13 protein-coding genes and 1 tRNA gene are annotated in these 17,235 nt (G+C 47.5%); 7 read left to right on the plus strand and 7 right to left on the minus strand.

The window, feature by feature from the left end:
• Positions 1-206 precede the first annotated feature (206 nt).
• The 3 genes from hmgA (at position 207) to maiA (ending at position 3,557) form a co-directional block, all read left to right on the plus strand.
• A complete protein-coding gene (gene hmgA, locus ACOMHB_RS15400; RefSeq protein ID WP_448217266.1) occupies positions 207-1,520 on the plus strand; it encodes a homogentisate 1,2-dioxygenase in 1,314 nt (437 codons plus the stop codon).
• 92 nt (positions 1,521-1,612) lie between these two features.
• A complete protein-coding gene (fahA, locus tag ACOMHB_RS15405) occupies positions 1,613-2,923 on the plus strand; it encodes a fumarylacetoacetase (RefSeq protein ID WP_448217267.1) in 1,311 nt (436 codons plus the stop codon).
• A gap of 4 nt (positions 2,924-2,927) precedes the next feature.
• Positions 2,928-3,557: a maleylacetoacetate isomerase gene (gene maiA / locus ACOMHB_RS15410; protein WP_448217268.1), complete on the plus strand. Its 630-nt coding sequence runs from the start codon at positions 2,928-2,930 to the stop codon at positions 3,555-3,557.
• A gap of 7 nt (positions 3,558-3,564) precedes the next feature.
• Here maiA and ACOMHB_RS15415 read toward each other — a convergent pair whose 3' ends face one another.
• The 5 genes from ACOMHB_RS15415 to ACOMHB_RS15435 all read right to left on the minus strand — a co-directional run bounded on the left by ACOMHB_RS15415 (position 3,565) and on the right by ACOMHB_RS15435 (position 8,002).
• Complete coding sequence (locus ACOMHB_RS15415) at positions 3,565-5,424, minus strand: DUF3858 domain-containing protein (RefSeq protein WP_448217269.1); 1,860 nt, start codon at positions 5,422-5,424, stop codon at positions 3,565-3,567.
• Positions 5,425-5,597: 173 nt separating this feature from the next.
• Positions 5,598-5,813, minus strand: a complete 216-nt coding sequence (locus ACOMHB_RS15420) for a SecY-interacting protein Syd (protein ID WP_448217270.1) — start codon at positions 5,811-5,813, stop codon at positions 5,598-5,600.
• A 46-nt stretch (positions 5,814-5,859) separates the two neighbouring features.
• Entirely contained in the window at positions 5,860-6,747 is an 888-nt protein-coding gene (locus ACOMHB_RS15425; RefSeq protein ID WP_448217271.1) for a protein kinase domain-containing protein, read from the minus strand.
• A 291-nt stretch (positions 6,748-7,038) separates the two neighbouring features.
• The gene (locus tag ACOMHB_RS15430; protein ID WP_422134016.1) at positions 7,039-7,677 is read right to left on the minus strand and encodes an RING finger domain-containing protein; all 639 of its coding nucleotides are present in this window, start codon (positions 7,675-7,677) and stop codon (positions 7,039-7,041) included.
• Between the two features lie 248 nt (positions 7,678-7,925).
• Positions 7,926-8,002: transfer RNA gene (locus ACOMHB_RS15435), tRNA-Val, on the minus strand.
• 375 nt (positions 8,003-8,377) lie between these two features.
• Between ACOMHB_RS15435 and ACOMHB_RS15440 the strand changes: the two genes are divergently transcribed.
• The gene (locus ACOMHB_RS15440; RefSeq protein ID WP_448217272.1) at positions 8,378-9,127 is read left to right on the plus strand and encodes a hypothetical protein; all 750 of its coding nucleotides are present in this window, start codon (positions 8,378-8,380) and stop codon (positions 9,125-9,127) included.
• A gap of 89 nt (positions 9,128-9,216) precedes the next feature.
• Here the strand turns inward: ACOMHB_RS15440 and uvrB are convergent, their stop codons facing one another.
• The gene (uvrB, locus tag ACOMHB_RS15445) at positions 9,217-11,223 is read right to left on the minus strand and encodes an excinuclease ABC subunit UvrB (RefSeq protein ID WP_448217273.1); all 2,007 of its coding nucleotides are present in this window, start codon (positions 11,221-11,223) and stop codon (positions 9,217-9,219) included.
• 356 nt (positions 11,224-11,579) lie between these two features.
• Between uvrB and ACOMHB_RS15450 the strand changes: the two genes are divergently transcribed.
• Together ACOMHB_RS15450 and ACOMHB_RS15455 are read left to right on the plus strand one after the other, a co-directional pair.
• Entirely contained in the window at positions 11,580-12,728 is a 1,149-nt protein-coding gene (locus ACOMHB_RS15450; protein WP_422411159.1) for a pyridoxal phosphate-dependent aminotransferase, read from the plus strand.
• Positions 12,729-12,805: 77 nt separating this feature from the next.
• Positions 12,806-13,672, plus strand: coding sequence for a DMT family transporter (locus ACOMHB_RS15455; protein WP_448217274.1), 867 nt, complete (start codon positions 12,806-12,808; stop codon positions 13,670-13,672).
• Positions 13,673-13,699: 27 nt separating this feature from the next.
• On the opposite strand, the gene ACOMHB_RS15460 is transcribed toward ACOMHB_RS15455, so the two are convergent.
• Positions 13,700-15,307, minus strand: a complete 1,608-nt coding sequence (locus tag ACOMHB_RS15460) for a hypothetical protein (RefSeq protein WP_448217275.1) — start codon at positions 15,305-15,307, stop codon at positions 13,700-13,702.
• A 232-nt stretch (positions 15,308-15,539) separates the two neighbouring features.
• On the opposite strand from ACOMHB_RS15460, the gene ACOMHB_RS15465 reads away from it, so the two are divergent.
• Positions 15,540-17,144 (plus strand): peptide ABC transporter substrate-binding protein, encoded by a 1,605-nt coding sequence (locus ACOMHB_RS15465; RefSeq protein ID WP_448217276.1) that lies wholly within the window; start codon positions 15,540-15,542, stop codon positions 17,142-17,144.
• Positions 17,145-17,235: the final 91 nt, after the last annotated feature.

Below are 17,235 nucleotides of genomic sequence, written 5' to 3' on the forward strand. Positions count from 1 at the left end.
TTCTCAAACGTTGTCTATTCGGTCAATCAGGTTCTGAGAGATATTAACACTGCCGCAACAGCGCCGGGAGATTAAAAATCCAGAATCCGTATGGACAAACGCTCATGACTGGCTAAAAATGGAAACAATTCAAGACCTCAACAAACAACTTTCACCCTTACCCGGAAATTAGGCTTGAAAATAAGAAAAACCATAGGTTCAGTTTGATGACATTACCTGACGATCTTGAATACCAGACGGGCTTTGGTAACGAACACGAAACAGAGGCATTACCCGGTGCCCTGCCCAAGGCCTGCTTCAACCCTCAGAAAGTGGCTTACGGGCTCTATTGTGAACAGTTTTCCTCCACGGCCTTCACGGCACCCAAACACCAGAACCGCCGAACCTGGACCTATCGAATCCGCCCTTCTGTTGTGCAGGGAGACTACCAGCCCTGGGACAACAATCCCCTGCTTAAAACCGCTCCCCTGACAGACCTGCCGCCTGTGCCAAGTCCACTTCGTTGGGACCCGCTGCCCGCTCCACAGCAACCCACTGATTTTATCAGCGGTCTGACCACTCTTGCGGCTAATGGTAAAGCCATTACACAGATCGGTAGTGCCATTCATCTGTACGCCGCTAACCAGAGCATGGAAAAGCGTTTTTTTTATAATGCCGATGGCGAGCTGCTGATTGTGCCACAGTCAGGCGCTCTGATGATCTGTACCGAACTGGGTCAATTACAGGTCAGCCCGGGAGATATCGCCGTGATTCCGCGAGGTATGAAATTCAGGGTGGATCTTCTGGAGAGTCAGGCCAGCGGCTATCTCTGCGAAAATTATGGAGCCCCTCTGACACTGCCGGAACGCGGCCCGGCAGGCGCCAATGGCTTCGCCAATGACCGGGATTTCCAATACCCCGTTGCCTGGTATGAAGACAAAGAAGGTAACTTCGAACTGATCGCTAAATTTGCCGGTCACCTTTATGCCTGTGAGCTCGATCACTCACCCCTGGATGTCGTTGCCTGGGTAGGAAATTCGGCACCCTATAAATACCAGCTGTCCCGTTTCAATGTCATCAATACGGTGAGCTACGACCATCCGGACCCCTCTATCTTTACGGTTCTGACCTCCCAATCTCACTCACCCGGCGTAGCCAACCTGGATTTTGTCATCTTCCCTCCCCGCTGGATGGTGGCTGAAAACACCTTCCGCCCCCCCTGGTATCACCGGAATATTATGAGTGAGTTCATGGGGCTGATTCAGGGTGTTTACGACGCCAAGGAAAAAGGGTTTGTACCCGGTGGCAGCAGTCTGCATAACTGTATGTCACCCCATGGTCCCGAGGCAGACGTATTCAGGAAAGCCAGTGAAGCGGAGCTGAAGCCCGTGCGTTATGAAAACACTCTGGCGTTCATGTTTGAATCCCGATATGTCTACGTACCCTCAAAGTTTGCCATGGAGAGCGACCTGCGACAAAAAGACTATCTTAAATGCTGGTCTGGCCTGAAGAAGCATTTTGATCCCGGTCAGAAGCCTTAAGTCAGACAGTCATTAACAAGAAAAATCACGCGTGCCAGATAGGCTGTTTGCAGTAGCTGGTACCCTGTTTCTCAATGCATTCAGGATAACTAATGATTTCACTGAACGAGACCCATGACGTTAATCTAACCAGCTGGGTAATTTGTGCCAACAAATCTGATGCCGACTTTACCATTCAGAATCTGCCTTTTGCTGTTTTTCGCACAGGCAGTGAGCCTTTCCGATGTGGCGTAGCCATTGGCAACCAGATTCTGGACCTGAAGGCAACAGACGCGCTGAAGCCATTTGACGGCAAGGCAGCCGTGGCACTGACAGCCTGTACTCAGGAAAATTTGACGCCCCTGATGGAGTTGGGTTTTGAATACTGGAGCGCTCTCAGGCTCAGCCTGTCCAGGGCACTGAGAACAGGGTCGGAACTGGAAAGCCAACTGAAGCCCTGTCTGATCACCATGAACAAAGCCGAATTCGCCCTGCCCTGCCAGATTCGGGATTACACAGACTTCTATTCCTCTATCTATCACGCCACAGCCGTCGGTTCACTGTTCAGACCCGGCAATCCCCTGCTTCCCAACTATAAGTGGGTGCCCATTGGCTACCATGGCAGGGCCTCATCCATTGGGGTTTCAGGACAAACTTTTCACCGTCCGGTTGGTCAAACCAAAGCACCGGACGCAGAACAACCTTCCTTTGGTCCCTGTAAACGACTGGACTATGAGCTTGAAATGGGCATTTTCATCGGTCAGGGCAACCCTTTGGGTGACCCTGTTGCGCTGGATAAGACCGATCAGCATGTATTTGGCCTGTGTCTTCTCAATGATTGGTCTGCACGAGACATTCAGGCCTGGGAATACCAGCCCCTGGGACCGTTTCTGGCGAAAAGCTTTGCCTCAACTATTTCGCCCTGGATTGTGACGCTGGAAGCACTGGCTCCGTATCGAACCGGTTACCTTCGTCCTGCCGATGATCCTCAACCTCTGCCTTATTTAAGCTCGGAAGAAAACACTAGTCTGGGCGCTCTGGACATTCAGCTGGAAGTCCTCCTGCAAACACCCGCCATGAAAGGTTCTCAACAAAGCATGGAAAAGCTGTCTCAATCCAGCTTCAAACATTCCTACTGGAGTGTGGGTCAGATGGTGGCTCATCACGCCAGTAATGGTTGTAACCTGCAATCCGGCGATTTGCTGGGAACGGGTACCCAGTCAGGCCCCAGGCCAGAGGAAGCAGGCTCACTGCTGGAACTGACCCGGGGTGGTAAGGAGGCTATAAACCTGACCAATGGTGAACAAAGAACGTTCCTGCAGGACGGAGATACCGTGGTCATGAGAGGCTGGTGCGAGAAAGAAGGCGCTGCCAGAATCGGCTTTGGTGACGTCTCGGCCACTCTTCTGCCAGCAAAGGGATAACGCAATGAAGCTATACAGCTACTTCCGATCTTCAGCGGCTTATCGGGTCAGGATCGCCCTGAACCTGAAAGGGGTGGATTACGAATTGGTTCCGGTTAACCTGTTGAAGTCAGAACAGACAAAGGATAAATATAAAAACATTCAACCCCAGGGACTGGTACCGGCACTGGAAGTCGGCAATAACAGAGTGATTCAGTCCATGGCTATTCTGGAATGGCTTGAAGAAACCTGTCCGGAACCGGCCATTATTCCCGGTGATGCCTGGCAGAAAGCCCGGATTCGAAGTCTGGCCAATATCATCAGCTGCGATATCCATCCTCTGAATAATCTGAGAACACTAAAATATCTGAAGTCAGAATTTGCAATCAGTGACGAGCAAAAAAACCAATGGTACCAGCACTGGATAAAAACAGGTTTTGATGCCTGTGAGCAGCAATTGGGGGATGACCCTTTCTGTATCGGAGACACCCCTACCCTGGCCGACATCTGTCTGATACCTCAGGTCTACAATGCCTTGCGGTTTAACGTGCCATTAACGGATTATCCAAAAATCCAGAGGATCCACCAGCACTGTAATGAACTCAATGCATTTATTGATGCCAGTCCAGAGCAACAGCCTGACAGCACCTTATGATTGAAGCTCAGCGTCGCTTCAAAGCAATGACGGCACGGCGATCATTAATAGCCAGGTAGGCCAACCGCTCGAATTCAGGGTATTCACCGGGTTGATAGAGGTTTTTCTTAATGACGATCTGCCGCTTCACAACCAGAGTATTACCCTCCATCCTGTAATGACTGCTGTAAGTGCCGGCCTGATTATCCACCTTCAAATTTTCCGGAAGCCGGGTGACTTTATAATTTTTGGGGAGTTTCATTCGGTGCTCCCAATGATAATGCCTGGGTCCGACCGTAAACGGGTACTTGCGCTCTCCATCCACCAGATAGGTTCTCAGCGCCAGCACATCTTGAAAATCCAGCCCTGGTGCAGTGGTGATAAATCCTTCCTTGCCCAGTTCAAAAGCGTGAGGGCTGTGCCATTTACCCTTATAGGCGGGCTGTGTTTTCAGATCATAAGCAGACGCACCCTGAGAGATAGAGCCAAAACCGCCGATCAGGGTGTCCGCCAGCAGATTACTGGCCTTCCATTCACCGCTGCCACTGGCTGCCAGCAGCTCGCGAATCTCTTCTCCGATGGTTCCAGTCCCGGTGACTTTACTCTCTCCTCTCAAAAATCCATTCCCGGACAGCACCGACTGGTTTTTTACCCAATAACGGTTCTGATCCGGTTGCATGACGGGAAGAAATTGAGTTTCACCTTCAGGGCTGGCCAGCACCACTCGCTTGCCCGAAAGACTGTAATCCAGTGATCCGAATGGAGACAGGGGTGAAACAGGATTGAGCCAGGTGTTCATTTCAGGAATGTATAACAGCGCATGATTAAACTGCATGGAAGTCGGTACCGGCCAATCCTTATAGCTGTTATCCCAGCTGACCAATGCCGACTTTGACTCTATACCACGGGCTTTTAACAATGCCTGCAACAACAGAGCCTGATCTTTGCAGTCGCCATAACCATGAAGAAGAATCTCTTCCACCGGGTGAGGGACCAGCGTATCTTCAAGGTTGTAGCTCAGAGACAGGTAATTAATATTTTGGGCCACCCAGTTATAGATGAGTTCTGCCTCCTCCCGTGGATGCCTGGCTCCGCGGGTGATCTCTTCAGCCAACTGACGGATTTCTTCACTGTCAGCCTGTCTGTTCAGACTACTTTCGTAGTATATCTGGCCGATCTCTTCCCAGCTTTTCAGAGAGGTTATCGCAAACATGGGCAGCACATCATCCGGGCTGACCATATTTGGCTCCATCTCCTGATAAGGGAAGTTTTCAAGGCTGACCGTCAACTCTTTACGCTTGCCTTTCCAAAGTTCTTTAACAGAGAAATTGCCTCTACTCCCCCATTTCATGGGTTTGTTTTCAGGCAGCACAATGGTAGCTGCCAATTTCTTTTGTTCCAGTTCCAATTCGGGTTGCAGCACCATGTTAAAGCCCATGGGGCTGTCCTTGTTCACCACATGCTCAAACTTCAGTTTCATGGTGCTGCCTGGTGTCAACCGGGAGAAAATCACCACGACTTCCCTGGAACGCCGCTCCTGATCACGCCCTCCCAGATCCTGTTCGTAAATATTATCTTTTTCAACAGAGAACACCTTACCATCCGGATGGGTAATCGAAGCTTCCAGAACCTTAAGGGATTCATTCTCGGAAAAATAACTGTAGTGGTATTCCTGCAACTCCTCAGCACCTGCAGGAGTCAACACCTGATACTCAAAGGTGACAATACGGGTGTAACTCAGATCGTCGTTGATCTCTATATGATATTCCGCCAACAGACTGCGATAGTCCTGAACAGCTTCATCCGCCAGAACCAACCCCGAAATAACCAGCAACAAGAAAGACAGAAGAGCAGAACAAGCACGCATAAAATATCTCGAATCAGACATAACTCCCCCTTTAACAATTAATGGAACTTTCTAAAAATTAATGAAACTCACTCAATAACTTTGACCGTCAATATATAAAAAAGTTCAGGGCAGAGTGTATTTTTAAACACTAAAAGACATTGAAGCAGGCCAGGATTCCTTCGGTATCTGACATCAGAGCAACTCAAGAAACCTTATTGCACGCTGGCCGCTTCGCGAGGCTCAAGCATTGTTAGAAACTCAGCCATATTGTCTGATACTTTGCAATGAAGTTTTTTGCCAACTTTTTCCAACCAAACCTCACCGGTTTCATTATTCAGCATAAGATTGATATCTTTCATGTCAGTGAAGGCAAAAAACAGGATTAGAGGCTGTCGGAGTGATAGTGCTGAGCTTTCACCTTGTCTCAATTCGTTCCCATATTCTGGAGGCTGCCGTGCGCACCTGAACCAGTCGTCAGGTGCGAGTCAATTGCGGGAGAGCCTCTTTTAATCCAAGTGAGCTGTATACTTGTGAAGGGTCTATTGGGGAAGCAGGGTCAAATTTTATTAAGCTTTTGATCAATGTATTTAAAGAACCGCTTCCCCGCATTGTTTCATCTATGATTTTATCAAGTTCAACTTTATCTTTAAGCTTGTCATCAACCTGATAGCAGGCTTTGCATTTATAAGTAACACTCTCTTTACACTCATGAGATTCTTTCAATTTACAATAAAGAACAATTAATCCGATATTTTTCATGATTTCATTTTTCTCGGCAGGAATGTCAAAACATGCACTGTTAAAGTCTATGAATTTCAAAACTCCCTGATTAAAAAAATACACGACATTATCATCAAAAAGATCCTTGTTTTGAATCCCATTTTTCAACATAAATTGAGCAGCTCTTGACAGGTTATCAATGATAAAATTTAAATGACCTTCAGTGAACTTAGTTTTATGTCCAATCATTTCTCTTATCAGGCTATCTAAATCAATATCTCCCAATTCCAATAAGACGTGTGGATACTTATCAATATAAGATGCGAAGATATCAACGATAAAGGGGCATTCTTTCAGCAAATTCAGGGCTTTAACTTCTGTATTAAAAAACCTTACATCCTTAAAAAAACCATCGTAAACTTTTACCGCAAATCTCTCAGGCAGCCGTTTATCTCCAATAGACGATGACCCGGCATAAACATGGGAAAAAAGTCCTTTTCCTATCATTTCATGTCGTTCAACGCTCTTTGAAAAGGCATAGGGAAGGTCACCACAAGCACCTCTGACACGTCTATCACTTTGCTGAGTGGCTACAAGTGATGAAATTTCTTGTCTTAAACAATTTGTCGGTATTCTGTCCACATTATATACCTGATAATTCAAATTCAATTTATAACATCAGAGCATTACTTCTCTTTAAAGTTCATTGGAAAATAAATGTTTTTCGATGTATTCAAAAACTCACTGAACTCTGAACTTATGTCACTCCAGACTATCTGACCAACTCATTTATAATCTCGTTGGCAATTCTTTAAGACGTCCCTTGGCATCAACACTCTCTGAACTGGTACTTTTGAACTAGTCATCATTTTTCGACTCAAAGTATATATGAGTAGGAGATACAACAACAGGAGCAAGCTCTTATCTCAAAGCTTAAAGTCCGCTGGCCTGCGTTCTACCGCCATTCCCCAGGCTGCGGCCAATTTCAATCAACATATTTAGCCCTTCCGAGCGATTAAGGTCAGGGTCCTCCGGGTGCCTGTTAAATCTAAAGTTGTCAGCTCCAATCAACACATTTAGCGCTTGCGAGTGATCAGTGTCAGGGTCCTCCGGATGCTGGATAGGTGTGAAGCTATAAGCTGCCATCAAGGCATCAACAGGTGAGTCCTCTTGCTGGATTGTCCTATCTTTGAGGGGAGTTCTACACAAAGGACATTGATCTCCACGCTGTAGCCAGGTTTCCAGACAAGATGTATGGAAATAATGGTTGCATTTGGTAACCGATACTTTTTTTCCTGCAAAACAGAATTTACAAATTGTACATTCGTCCTCTTGCATGTATTCAGTAGCGGGCTGGTAATATTGGCTAGAAGAGCTTGTGATTCTGTTCATAATATTTATTCCTGATCGGCTGATTGTGCTTGTTTGACTTGCGTTAACTCTTTCAGTTCCTTGGTCCCTGGTATTTTTTGTCGTTATTGAATAGCCGTAACCATTTAATCGGAGTTGTAACACCAATCGTGTTTTCCAACTCCCGTGGTGAGCATGAAGATATTGGACTTCTTCGTTCATGGCGTTCTCCAGGTTTCCGAGTCGGACCGGCAGAAAAACAGGGACCTGAAAGTAGCTATGTTCAGATACACATGGGCCACTCAACTGGAAAAATGACGACGGAATACCAGGAAGGACACGAGATCAGATACGAGTCTGTAGAAGCTGAACTGAGTTTGGAAGGTTTGGAGATTTGATCGTTTTTTTACGACGCAAAAAAAGCCCACTGTAAAAAATGGGCTTTTCGTTGGTGAGATCAATCACTTATATGGTAGGCGGTACTGGAGTCGAACCAGCGACCTTTACGATGTCAACGTAACGCTCTAACCAGCTGAGCTAACCGCCTGAAGTTGCTGCGTATAGTATCAACGCTGCTGAAAAATGCAACCCCCGATTCCCGATTAATCTAAAAGAAAATCAGGCGATTAGCTGAACATCAGCTTGGTTAAAATATGTACAAAACAGAGCATGGATATAGCTGAAAATCAGTCCAGATTTCTGTGCAAAAAACGTTCATTTTTTTGCCCTTTTACCGCCAGCAGGCAGTCGGTAATTTTTTTGAGGCGTCCCTTCGCATCATTCCCTGACCTGGTACTTTTGAACTATTTCTCATTTTTCAAGTCAAAGTATTATGTAGGTGAACTAATCATCCCTTCAGAAATATTAATTTTTATCCAGAAGGATATATTTTCGTATCAATTAACTGATTTAGGAGAGAAACATGTTACTAATTAATAAAAAACTTCGTTTAAAAACCGCCTTCTTATTTCTTTTTGTTTTTTCTTCAAGCATCGGCGCTATTAAAGCACGAGCATTTGACATTGAGGAAGAGAAAAGAAAAGCTCAAGCAAGTGGTTTTTTAGTCAAGGCTACTATCTTTCAGAGCACCACTACCACAGTGACGGAAAGCAAATCGGTTAATGGAAAACTAAAGAGCTTTAAACAAATAAAAAGTCACTCACACAATAGCAAGATCATTTCTGTAATCAATAGACCACAGAGCCTGACTCGTCATGATTTTTATGCCGGGGCTGGTCTATTGACTATCAGCTCTGACATTAAAAGTGGAAGTAATGAAATCAAGATTTCTTTGATGGGTGCTGACAAGGGGCAATATGTAACCTTGACACTTTTCAATCAGCCACACTATTTCCAGATAACTCAGACTGCATTTTCAAATCAGAAAAAAAGTACCAACAGCATCATCCCAATCAACAGAGGTGCAAGTGCCATTCACGGTAAAGCTCATTTAAGCTGGTCTGTCAGTGGCGCTACTAAACGATTCAATGTATATGTTGGTAATATTCAGCTGGCCAGCTTTGAGACCCCCAACTTCCCGGTAAAAGAAGTATTTATAGATAATGGTGGTGAGACGGTCAGAGCTGAATTACAAACTGTTTCAAACCACAATGGTCAACTGCTCGATACAATGGATATGGCTGAGGCTTTTTCTCACAATTTTATCCATTAATACCCGTCGCACCGGGCTTAATACCGGTGCGTCAGAACGCTGAACCCCACAGACAATCGCTGCTGGGCTGGCTTAGGAAGAGAGTCAATTCATTTCAATACCCGATCCCTGAGCCTGGCCACCTGATCACGGACAGCTGCCGCTTCTTCAAACTCCAGATTGCGGGCATGTTCCATCATCTTGTTTTCCAGCTTACTGATCTCTTTAGCCAGTTCCTGAGCCGACATCTCATGGTGATAGTCGGCTTTCGGCTCAGCAACCTTGCGACTGGGCTGCCCTTTCTTCTTGCCGGGAATGACTGCGCCTTCAAGAATATCCGCAACCGATTTATGGACACTCTTCGGGGTAATCCCGTGCTCTTCGTTGTAGGCAAGCTGTTTTTTTCGACGACGTTCGGTTTCATCAATCGCCCGCTGCATTGAGCCCGTGATTTTGTCGGCGTAGAGAATAGCCTTACCATTAATATTACGGGCTGCACGACCAATGGTCTGAATCAGAGAGCGATCAGAACGCAGGAAACCTTCCTTGTCGGCATCAAGAATAGCCACCAACGAAACTTCCGGCATATCGAGACCTTCTCTTAACAGGTTAATGCCTACCAGCACGTCAAACGTCCCTATCCGCAGATCACGAATGATCTCAACCCGCTCTACTGTATCGATACCAGAATGCAAATAGCGACAGCGAACACCGTTTTCATGGAGATAATCGGTTAAATCTTCCGCCATGCGCTTGGTCAGGGTCGTTACCAGAACCCTGTCGCCTTTAGCCACGGTTTTATTAAGCTCAGTCAACAGATCATCCACCTGGGTCGTGGCAGGACGAACTTCAATCTCCGGATCAACCAGCCCGGTGGGTCGAACCACCTGATCCACTATCTGTCCCTGATGTTCCGCTTCATAAGGACCGGGAGTCGCGGAAACAAAAATAGTTTGCGGGCGTCGTCCTTCCCACTCTTCAAACTTCAGGGGCCGGTTATCCAGCGCAGAAGGCAGTCTGAAGCCATACTCCACAAGGGTCTCCTTACGAGAACGGTCGCCTTTGTACATCCCACCCACCTGGGGCACCGTGACGTGTGATTCGTCAATCACACACAAGGCATTGTCAGGAATATAATCAAACAGTGTCGGTGGTGCTTCGCCGGGTTGAGTGCCTGAGAGATAGCGGGAATAGTTTTCGATACCCGTGCAGTAGCCCAGCTCCAGCATCATTTCCAGATCGTACTTGACCCTCTGCTCCAGACGCTGTGCTTCCACCAGCTTATTGTTATTTCTGAGCACTTCCAGACGTTCAACCATTTCGTCTTTGATAGCTTCTGTGGCTTCAATGATGGTCTGACGAGGTGTGACATAGTGAGTCTTGGGGTAAATAGTCACCCGGGGCAGTTTTCTGAGCACTTCGCCGGTCAGAGGATCAAATTCACTGATTTCCTCCACCTCTTCATCAAACAGCTCCAGCCTGATGGCTTCTTTTTCAGATTCTGCCGGGAAGATATCAATGACATCACCACGAACACGATAAGTAGCCCTTTTCAATTCTGTATCGTTGCGGGTATATTGCAGCTCGGCCAACCTGCGCAAAACCTCCCGCTGGTCAATCATTTCACCCCGGGAAATATGCAACATCATCTTCAGGTAAGATTTGGGATCACCCAGACCGTAAATCGCTGAAACCGTCGCAACAATAATGGCATCTTCCCTTTCCATCAACGCTTTAGTGGCCGAAAGTCTCATCTGCTCAATGTGCTCATTGACCGAGGCATCTTTCTCGATAAAGGTGTCCGAACTGGGCACGTATGCTTCAGGCTGGTAATAATCGTAGTAGGAAACAAAATACTCAACCGCATTGCCAGGGAAAAACTCCTTGAACTCGCCATACAGCTGGGCAGCCAGAGTCTTGTTATGGGCCATAACAATAGCGGGTCTTTGCAGCTTTTCAATGACATTGGCAATGGTGAAGGTTTTCCCTGAACCGGTCACCCCCAGCAATGTCTGGCAGGCCAGTCCCGAATGAATGCCGGACAGCAGCTTTTCAATGGCTTCAGGCTGATCTCCGGAAGGCTGAAATTTTGATGATACCTTGAATGTCTTTCCCATACGTATCCACTGGCAGAAGCGCTTAAATTATTTGTTGATTATAAACAGCCCAGGACAGGAAATGCAGCCAGAGAACACTGCACTTAATCAGGAAAAGCAACCACCATCGGTGTGTCGCAAAAATGTAATCAGACTTCCGTTTTCAGATGGCGCAGTGAAGAGGGCTTGTGTATGATGCGCATTGCTGATGCGTGATTCCCTGACAAGTCAGCTTGTCAACCTTATAAGATTCGCACCGGAATCAGTATCAGTCAGGACACAGGCTAAGCATTGCGCCAGATTGTCTGACTTTATACGGGTTTGAAAAACGATTAACGAGGAACATCGTGACTGGTCAACCTTCCCACCGCGTTCAGATGGTCAAACCATCACCTACCATGGCAGTCACTGCCCGAGCCGCTGAACTTCGCGCCGCCGGACACGACATTATTGGCCTGGGTGCCGGTGAACCCGACTTCGATACCCCTGATCACATCAAGGCTGCTGCGATCAGGGCCATTAACGAAGGAAAAACCAAGTACACTGCCGTTGACGGTACTGTAGAACTGAAACAGGCCATTATCGATAAGTTCAGGCGCGACAATGGTCACGAATATGCGCCAGACCAGATTCTGGTTTCCTCCGGTGGTAAACAGAGCTTCTTCAATCTCTGTCTGGCACTGATCAATAAGGGTGATGAGGTCGTTATTCCTGCCCCTTACTGGGTTTCCTACCCGGATATGGTCACTATTGCTGAAGGTGTCCCGGTGATCGTCAAGGGCAGCCTTGAGAACCGTTTCAAACTGACTCCGGAGCTTCTGGAATCGGCCATTACAACAAAAACCAGGCTGGTAGTTCTGAACAGCCCCTCCAACCCGTCCGGTACAGCCTACACCCGCAAAGAGCTGGAAGGTCTGGCCGCTGTTCTGCTGAAACACCCCCATGTTATGGTGGCTACTGATGATATGTACGAGCACATCCTCTGGAGTGATGAGCCTTTCTGCAACATCCTGATGGCCTGCCCGGAACTGTACGACAGAACAATTGTTCTGAACGGTGTATCCAAGGCTTACTCCATGACCGGATGGCGTATTGGTTATGCCGGTGGACCCGCCTGGCTGATCAAAAACATGAAAAAGATTCAGTCACAGAGTACCTCCAACCCCTGCTCTGTTGCCCAGGCTGCGGCGACTGAAGCTCTGGCCGGTTCACAGGAGTGTGTAAAAGAGATGCTGGTCTCTTTCAAAAAGCGTCATGACTATGTCGTAGGTCGTCTGAAGAAGCTGCCTGGTGTTACCACCATTGAAAGCGACGGTACTTTCTATACCTTCCCTGATTTCAGCGAAGCCATGCAGAAGCTGGGCTTTGAAAAAGACACCCAACTGGCAGAGATGCTCCTGGAAAAAGGCGTTGCCCTGGTACCGGGCTCAGCCTTTGGCATGGAAGGCTGTATGCGTCTATCCTACGCCACCAGTGATGAAGCCCTGGAAAAAGCCCTGGATCGAATGGAAGCAGCACTCAGTTGATCTTTCTCGTCATCCCAGCCAGCATTCTTTCCGAATGCTGGTCGTAGAATTACCTTTCGCCGCAATTACCTCTTGAAATGAAAACCATTCTGTTAACGAGCCTGGCCCTCATAGCATTCGCGGGAAATTCCATTCTGTGCAGATTGGCTTTGGGTGATAACGAGATTGACGCCGTTAGCTTTACGTGGATTCGATTACTTAGCGGCGTTTTGGTATTGCTGCTGATACTCAAGTTATCCCGATTCAATTGCGTTTCAACATCAAAAGGGAGCTGGAAAGCTTCCTTCATGTTATTTCTTTACGCCATCGCCTTTTCTTTTGCCTACCTCTCTCTGAATACGGGAACAGGGGCATTAATCTTGTTCGCTTCGGTACAAATTACGATTATTGTTGCTGAGCTTGTTACAGGAAAAAAACTTTTACCTGTTGAGTGGCTGGGTGCTTTTATTGCATTTCTGGGTTTTGTTTATCTGGTGATACCCGGTTTGTCCACGCCATCACTGACGGGATTTATCCTGATGACTTTCTCCGGCGTAGCCTGGGGCTTCTATACGCTTGCTGGCAGGAGCTCACAAAATCCGCTGGCAGACACCACTTATAATTTTGTTCGTACGCTACCATTTGTATTGATTTTGGGGCTTGTATCCATTCAGGAGAGCCGCTTGTCCACCGAAGGTGTCATATTGGCAGTGGTATCTGGTGGCGTCACATCGGGAATTGGTTACATGATCTGGTATATCGCGCTGGCGGGGCTTTCTGGCACACAATCGGCTGTCGTGCAGTTGCTCGTTCCTGTTATTGCCGCAATAGGAGGTGTGTTGTTTACCAACGAGACCTTATCTATGAGACTTGTTCTGTCTTCACTGATGATACTCGGCGGTATCTTGACCTTGATTTCAGGAAAACACTTTTTTGTTCAGCGAGCCAACAACCAAACAAAGTAGCAGTGAAAACTCAATCACTTTTGATCGTTATTTCTTCACTTTACTTTTTTGGGAACCCTGGTCGACGTGCTGGTTCATATCAAAAGTCTTGTGTTTTCGATGTGCCCTTTTGTGGTCCAACAGGGCTTTTGTATTCTTGCAGATCTTTCCGCATGGCCAACGCTGACCACCCTCTCCGACCACTGTGTAGTAACAGGTTTGTTGCCCGCTGTGGTCAATTCTCTTGTGATCCGTCAGGGCTCCAGCATTCCTGCAGACCTTTGCACATGATTGCTGCTGGCCATTCTCACCGATCACGGTTACGTCACAGGTTCGTTTTCCACTGTGGATTTTGCTTCTGTGAGACCACAGAGCCTGAGGATTCTTGCCGACAAACGCGCATGACCGCTTCTGGCCATCTTCCGAGACCACAATCAGGTCACAGCTTGCTTGCTTGGTGTGTCCATTTCTTTTGTGGATCATCAGGTCTTGGGCATTCTTGCAGACTGCCCCGCATGGCCGCTGCTGGCTACCCTCCCCGGTCACCATCAAGTCACAGGTTTTTTGCCCGGTGTGGAATTTGTATTTGTGCGTCGCAAAAGATCGATTGTTCTTGAAGACTTTCTCGCAAGGCCGCAGCTGTCGACCCTTCCCGAGTATGGTCAATTTACAGATTCGTTGATTGCCATGGACTCTGGCTTTGTGAACCGACAGGGCTCCGGCATTCTTGAAGAAGGTTCCACATGGCTGCGACTGGTTATCCTCCCCGGTCACCATGACGTCACAGGTTTTTTCCCCGGTATGGCATTTGCTTTTGTGACACGATAGTCTTTTTTCGTTTTTACAGACCTTCCCGCATTGTCGCAGATGGCCATCCTTTTCGAAGACTATCACATTGCAGGCTAATCGCCCGGCAGTAGTGTTTATAGCGTCTGTCACTGTAGCTATTGAGGCTGAGGCGACCCCGTCTGAGGCGACCCCGTCTGAGGCGACCCCGTCCAGAGAGTTACATCGATAACAATGTCTCCTTGCCAAATGCTGGGAGAAGCTTTTTTCGGATGTTTTACCCGTTTTGTCTGTAGAACTTTCTTCACAATTCTGCACTTTACCATCGGTTAAACCGGAAGATTGTCTAAATCGACAAACGCCATTACAGGGGTGGACGAAACAATTTAAGCCCAAAGTATGTGAGTGTTGTTGTGGCTCTTCGTTACCTTTGCCAGAGTCAGAGTAGAGCAAATGGGTTAAATAGCCCAAAGGGTGGGTAGTGAACTGTATTGCCTGCTGGCCGGATGATTCTGGAGGTTGCCCCTGTGGTTGGTCCTGTTCAGAACCTGGCACCGTAATGGTGACCGCAAACGGGTGATTTTGAGACACTTCTTGTTGTTCAATCGGGTTAAACAGAGGTGAATCCCGGTTCCAAGAGCTTTTTAAAAGCCAGCCAACGATAGCTGCTTCTAGAGAATAGGGGATGGCGCTTAGAGGCTTGTCTTTGGGTGTCAGGATCAGTTCATAAGCAACCAGCAGATTCCTGACGTAAGGCCATTGCAAGGAGGTCGACTCAACGGGAGGGGTTTCCATCTCGTAACTGTCAGGTCTATCAAGCTCGACAATAAAACCCCCGTTCAACGGTTTGGCCAGGCAGATGACAGACAACGACAATAACAGCAGTATTGCAAAACGGGAGTGTTTAATAATTTTATCCTTGCCTTCTGATTTCCAGAGAGGAAGGATAGATCAATATAGAAGTCTGCCCAGTGGTTGAGCCTAGCCATCAAAAAAGCCTTTACCATGGAAAACCAGACGCATCTTTCTGACTTTTTTCGGCAGAAGCTTTATGAATAAGCTATACAGAAGATTCGTGTAGTTTTTTGATCTGACCTCCTAAATGTCCTTTATATTCAAGCCCCTTACATTCAGGGTTCGTGGCTGGCTGCATAGAACTCTCCTTGCCCTGCCCTGCTTCCTGTTGGCCTTCACTGCTTCCATGCAGGTTTTCTCTTTGCCCCTTGAGAGGGGTCTGCTGGCCAACCCAAAATCCCTGCACCCCCACTATTTTGGCGGCTCACCCAACGCCCAGGTGCTCAAGGATGTTTTTGAAGGGTTAATGGTGCAGAACAAAAACGGTGAACCCGTGCCCGGAGTGGCCAGCGATGTTGAACGCGCCCCTGACGGCACCCGATATACCTTTATCATCAGAAAAAATCTGAAATGGTCAGATGGCAGTGCCCTCACGGCTGAAGACTTTGCCCGCAGCTTCAGGGCACTGGCCGATCCTGAACGTCGAGCCACCTACCGCTGGTACTTGAAAGTCGCTAAAATAAAAGGAGCCGAGCAGGCTCTGAATGGCGATCTTGATGCCCTGGCGGTGAAGGCATACGACGATAAAGTCATTATCGAACTGGATCAGCCCACTCCTTATTTTCTGGACCTGATGACCTTTCCCAGCTTTCTGCCTGTCCATAAGAGTAATCTCAAGGGCGATACCTCAACCATTCCGGTCACCAACGGTCCCTTCAAAATTCGTCAAGTGATCCCTGAAACCCGTATAGAATTAAGCAGCAACCCCCATTATTTCCGTCATCTGGATACTGACCTGCAACGGGTCAATTACCAGATTATTCCATCCGTCCATCGTCAAATAGAACAATTTGAGAATCACGTACTGGATGTAACGGCTCAATTGCCAGCGCTGCATATTCAGGAATTGAAGAAAAAGCACCCTGTGTCTGTGTTTGAAGATCAGGTTCTTGCCACCGCCAGCCTGATGGTCAGCCCGAAGGTAACGGTCCTGCATAATTTAAAAGCAAGGCAGGCTCTATCGATGGCTATTGACAGGAATGCGCTGGTCAAGAAGATATACCCCCACAGTCATACCACACCAGCGTGCAGTTTTGTGCCTCCCCATACCCGGGGCTTCAACCCGGACCCGGCTAACTGCAAAAGGCTGCTCGATAATCCGGATCGCAAAGAACAGGCCATCAAGTTACTGGCTGAATCAGGCATTAAAGGAAGTGATATAAAACTAACTGTATTATCAAGCCCAAGGTACGATTCTCTGGATATTCTGCCGGAGATCTGTCATCAGATTAACAGCACTCTGGGCACATCCCTGAGCAGTAAGAGTGAGGATTGGGGTAGTTACCTCGAGCATATATCTAAAGGAGACTACGAGCTGGCATGGTATGAGTGGTTAGCTGATTACAATGATGCCACGGCTTTTCTGATTCCTCTAACCGAAAGTCAATTCTTTGGCCCCTTCAGGGATCCAGCCTATCTCAGGGAACTTGCCCTGGCTGCAAGCAAGAAAACCGCTGTAGCCCGTTTACCGAACTATCAGAATGCCGAAGCTATTCTGGCCAGAGAATTACCACTGATTCCTGTCCTCCACCCTTCCCGGATAACACTCGTCAATCCTGATATTGGTGGCTTCTACGCCTCCAATCCGGAAGGCTGGGTTCAAAGCTGGCACCTGTACCGAATACTTGACTGACCCGCCGATAAAAAGCAGTGTTACCAGACTTTGAATACGCCCCCCTATACTGAGGAAAGACACTCTGCTTTGAGAGCTGAGTTGAAAAGTT

The organism is Endozoicomonas sp. 2B-B (genome assembly GCF_053470045.1).

Bases quoted from the DNA above. Each gene is read 5' to 3' on its own strand.
- ACOMHB_RS15430 (WP_422134016.1), bottom strand. From the start codon at position 7,677: ATGAACGAAGAAGTCCAATATCTTCATGCTCACCACGGGAGTTGGAAA.
- hmgA (WP_448217266.1), top strand. From the start codon at position 207: ATGACATTACCTGACGATCTTGAATACCAGACGGGCTTTGGTAACGAA.
- ACOMHB_RS15440 (WP_448217272.1), top strand. From the start codon at position 8,378: ATGTTACTAATTAATAAAAAACTTCGTTTAAAAACCGCCTTCTTATTT.
- ACOMHB_RS15450 (WP_422411159.1), top strand. From the start codon at position 11,580: ATGGTCAAACCATCACCTACCATGGCAGTCACTGCCCGAGCCGCTGAA.
- maiA (WP_448217268.1), top strand. From the start codon at position 2,928: ATGAAGCTATACAGCTACTTCCGATCTTCAGCGGCTTATCGGGTCAGG.
- ACOMHB_RS15465 (WP_448217276.1), top strand. From the start codon at position 15,540: ATGTCCTTTATATTCAAGCCCCTTACATTCAGGGTTCGTGGCTGGCTG.
- fahA (WP_448217267.1), top strand. From the start codon at position 1,613: ATGATTTCACTGAACGAGACCCATGACGTTAATCTAACCAGCTGGGTA.
- ACOMHB_RS15415 (WP_448217269.1), bottom strand. From the start codon at position 5,424: ATGTCTGATTCGAGATATTTTATGCGTGCTTGTTCTGCTCTTCTGTCT.
- uvrB (WP_448217273.1), bottom strand. From the start codon at position 11,223: ATGGGAAAGACATTCAAGGTATCATCAAAATTTCAGCCTTCCGGAGAT.
- ACOMHB_RS15455 (WP_448217274.1), top strand. From the start codon at position 12,806: ATGAAAACCATTCTGTTAACGAGCCTGGCCCTCATAGCATTCGCGGGA.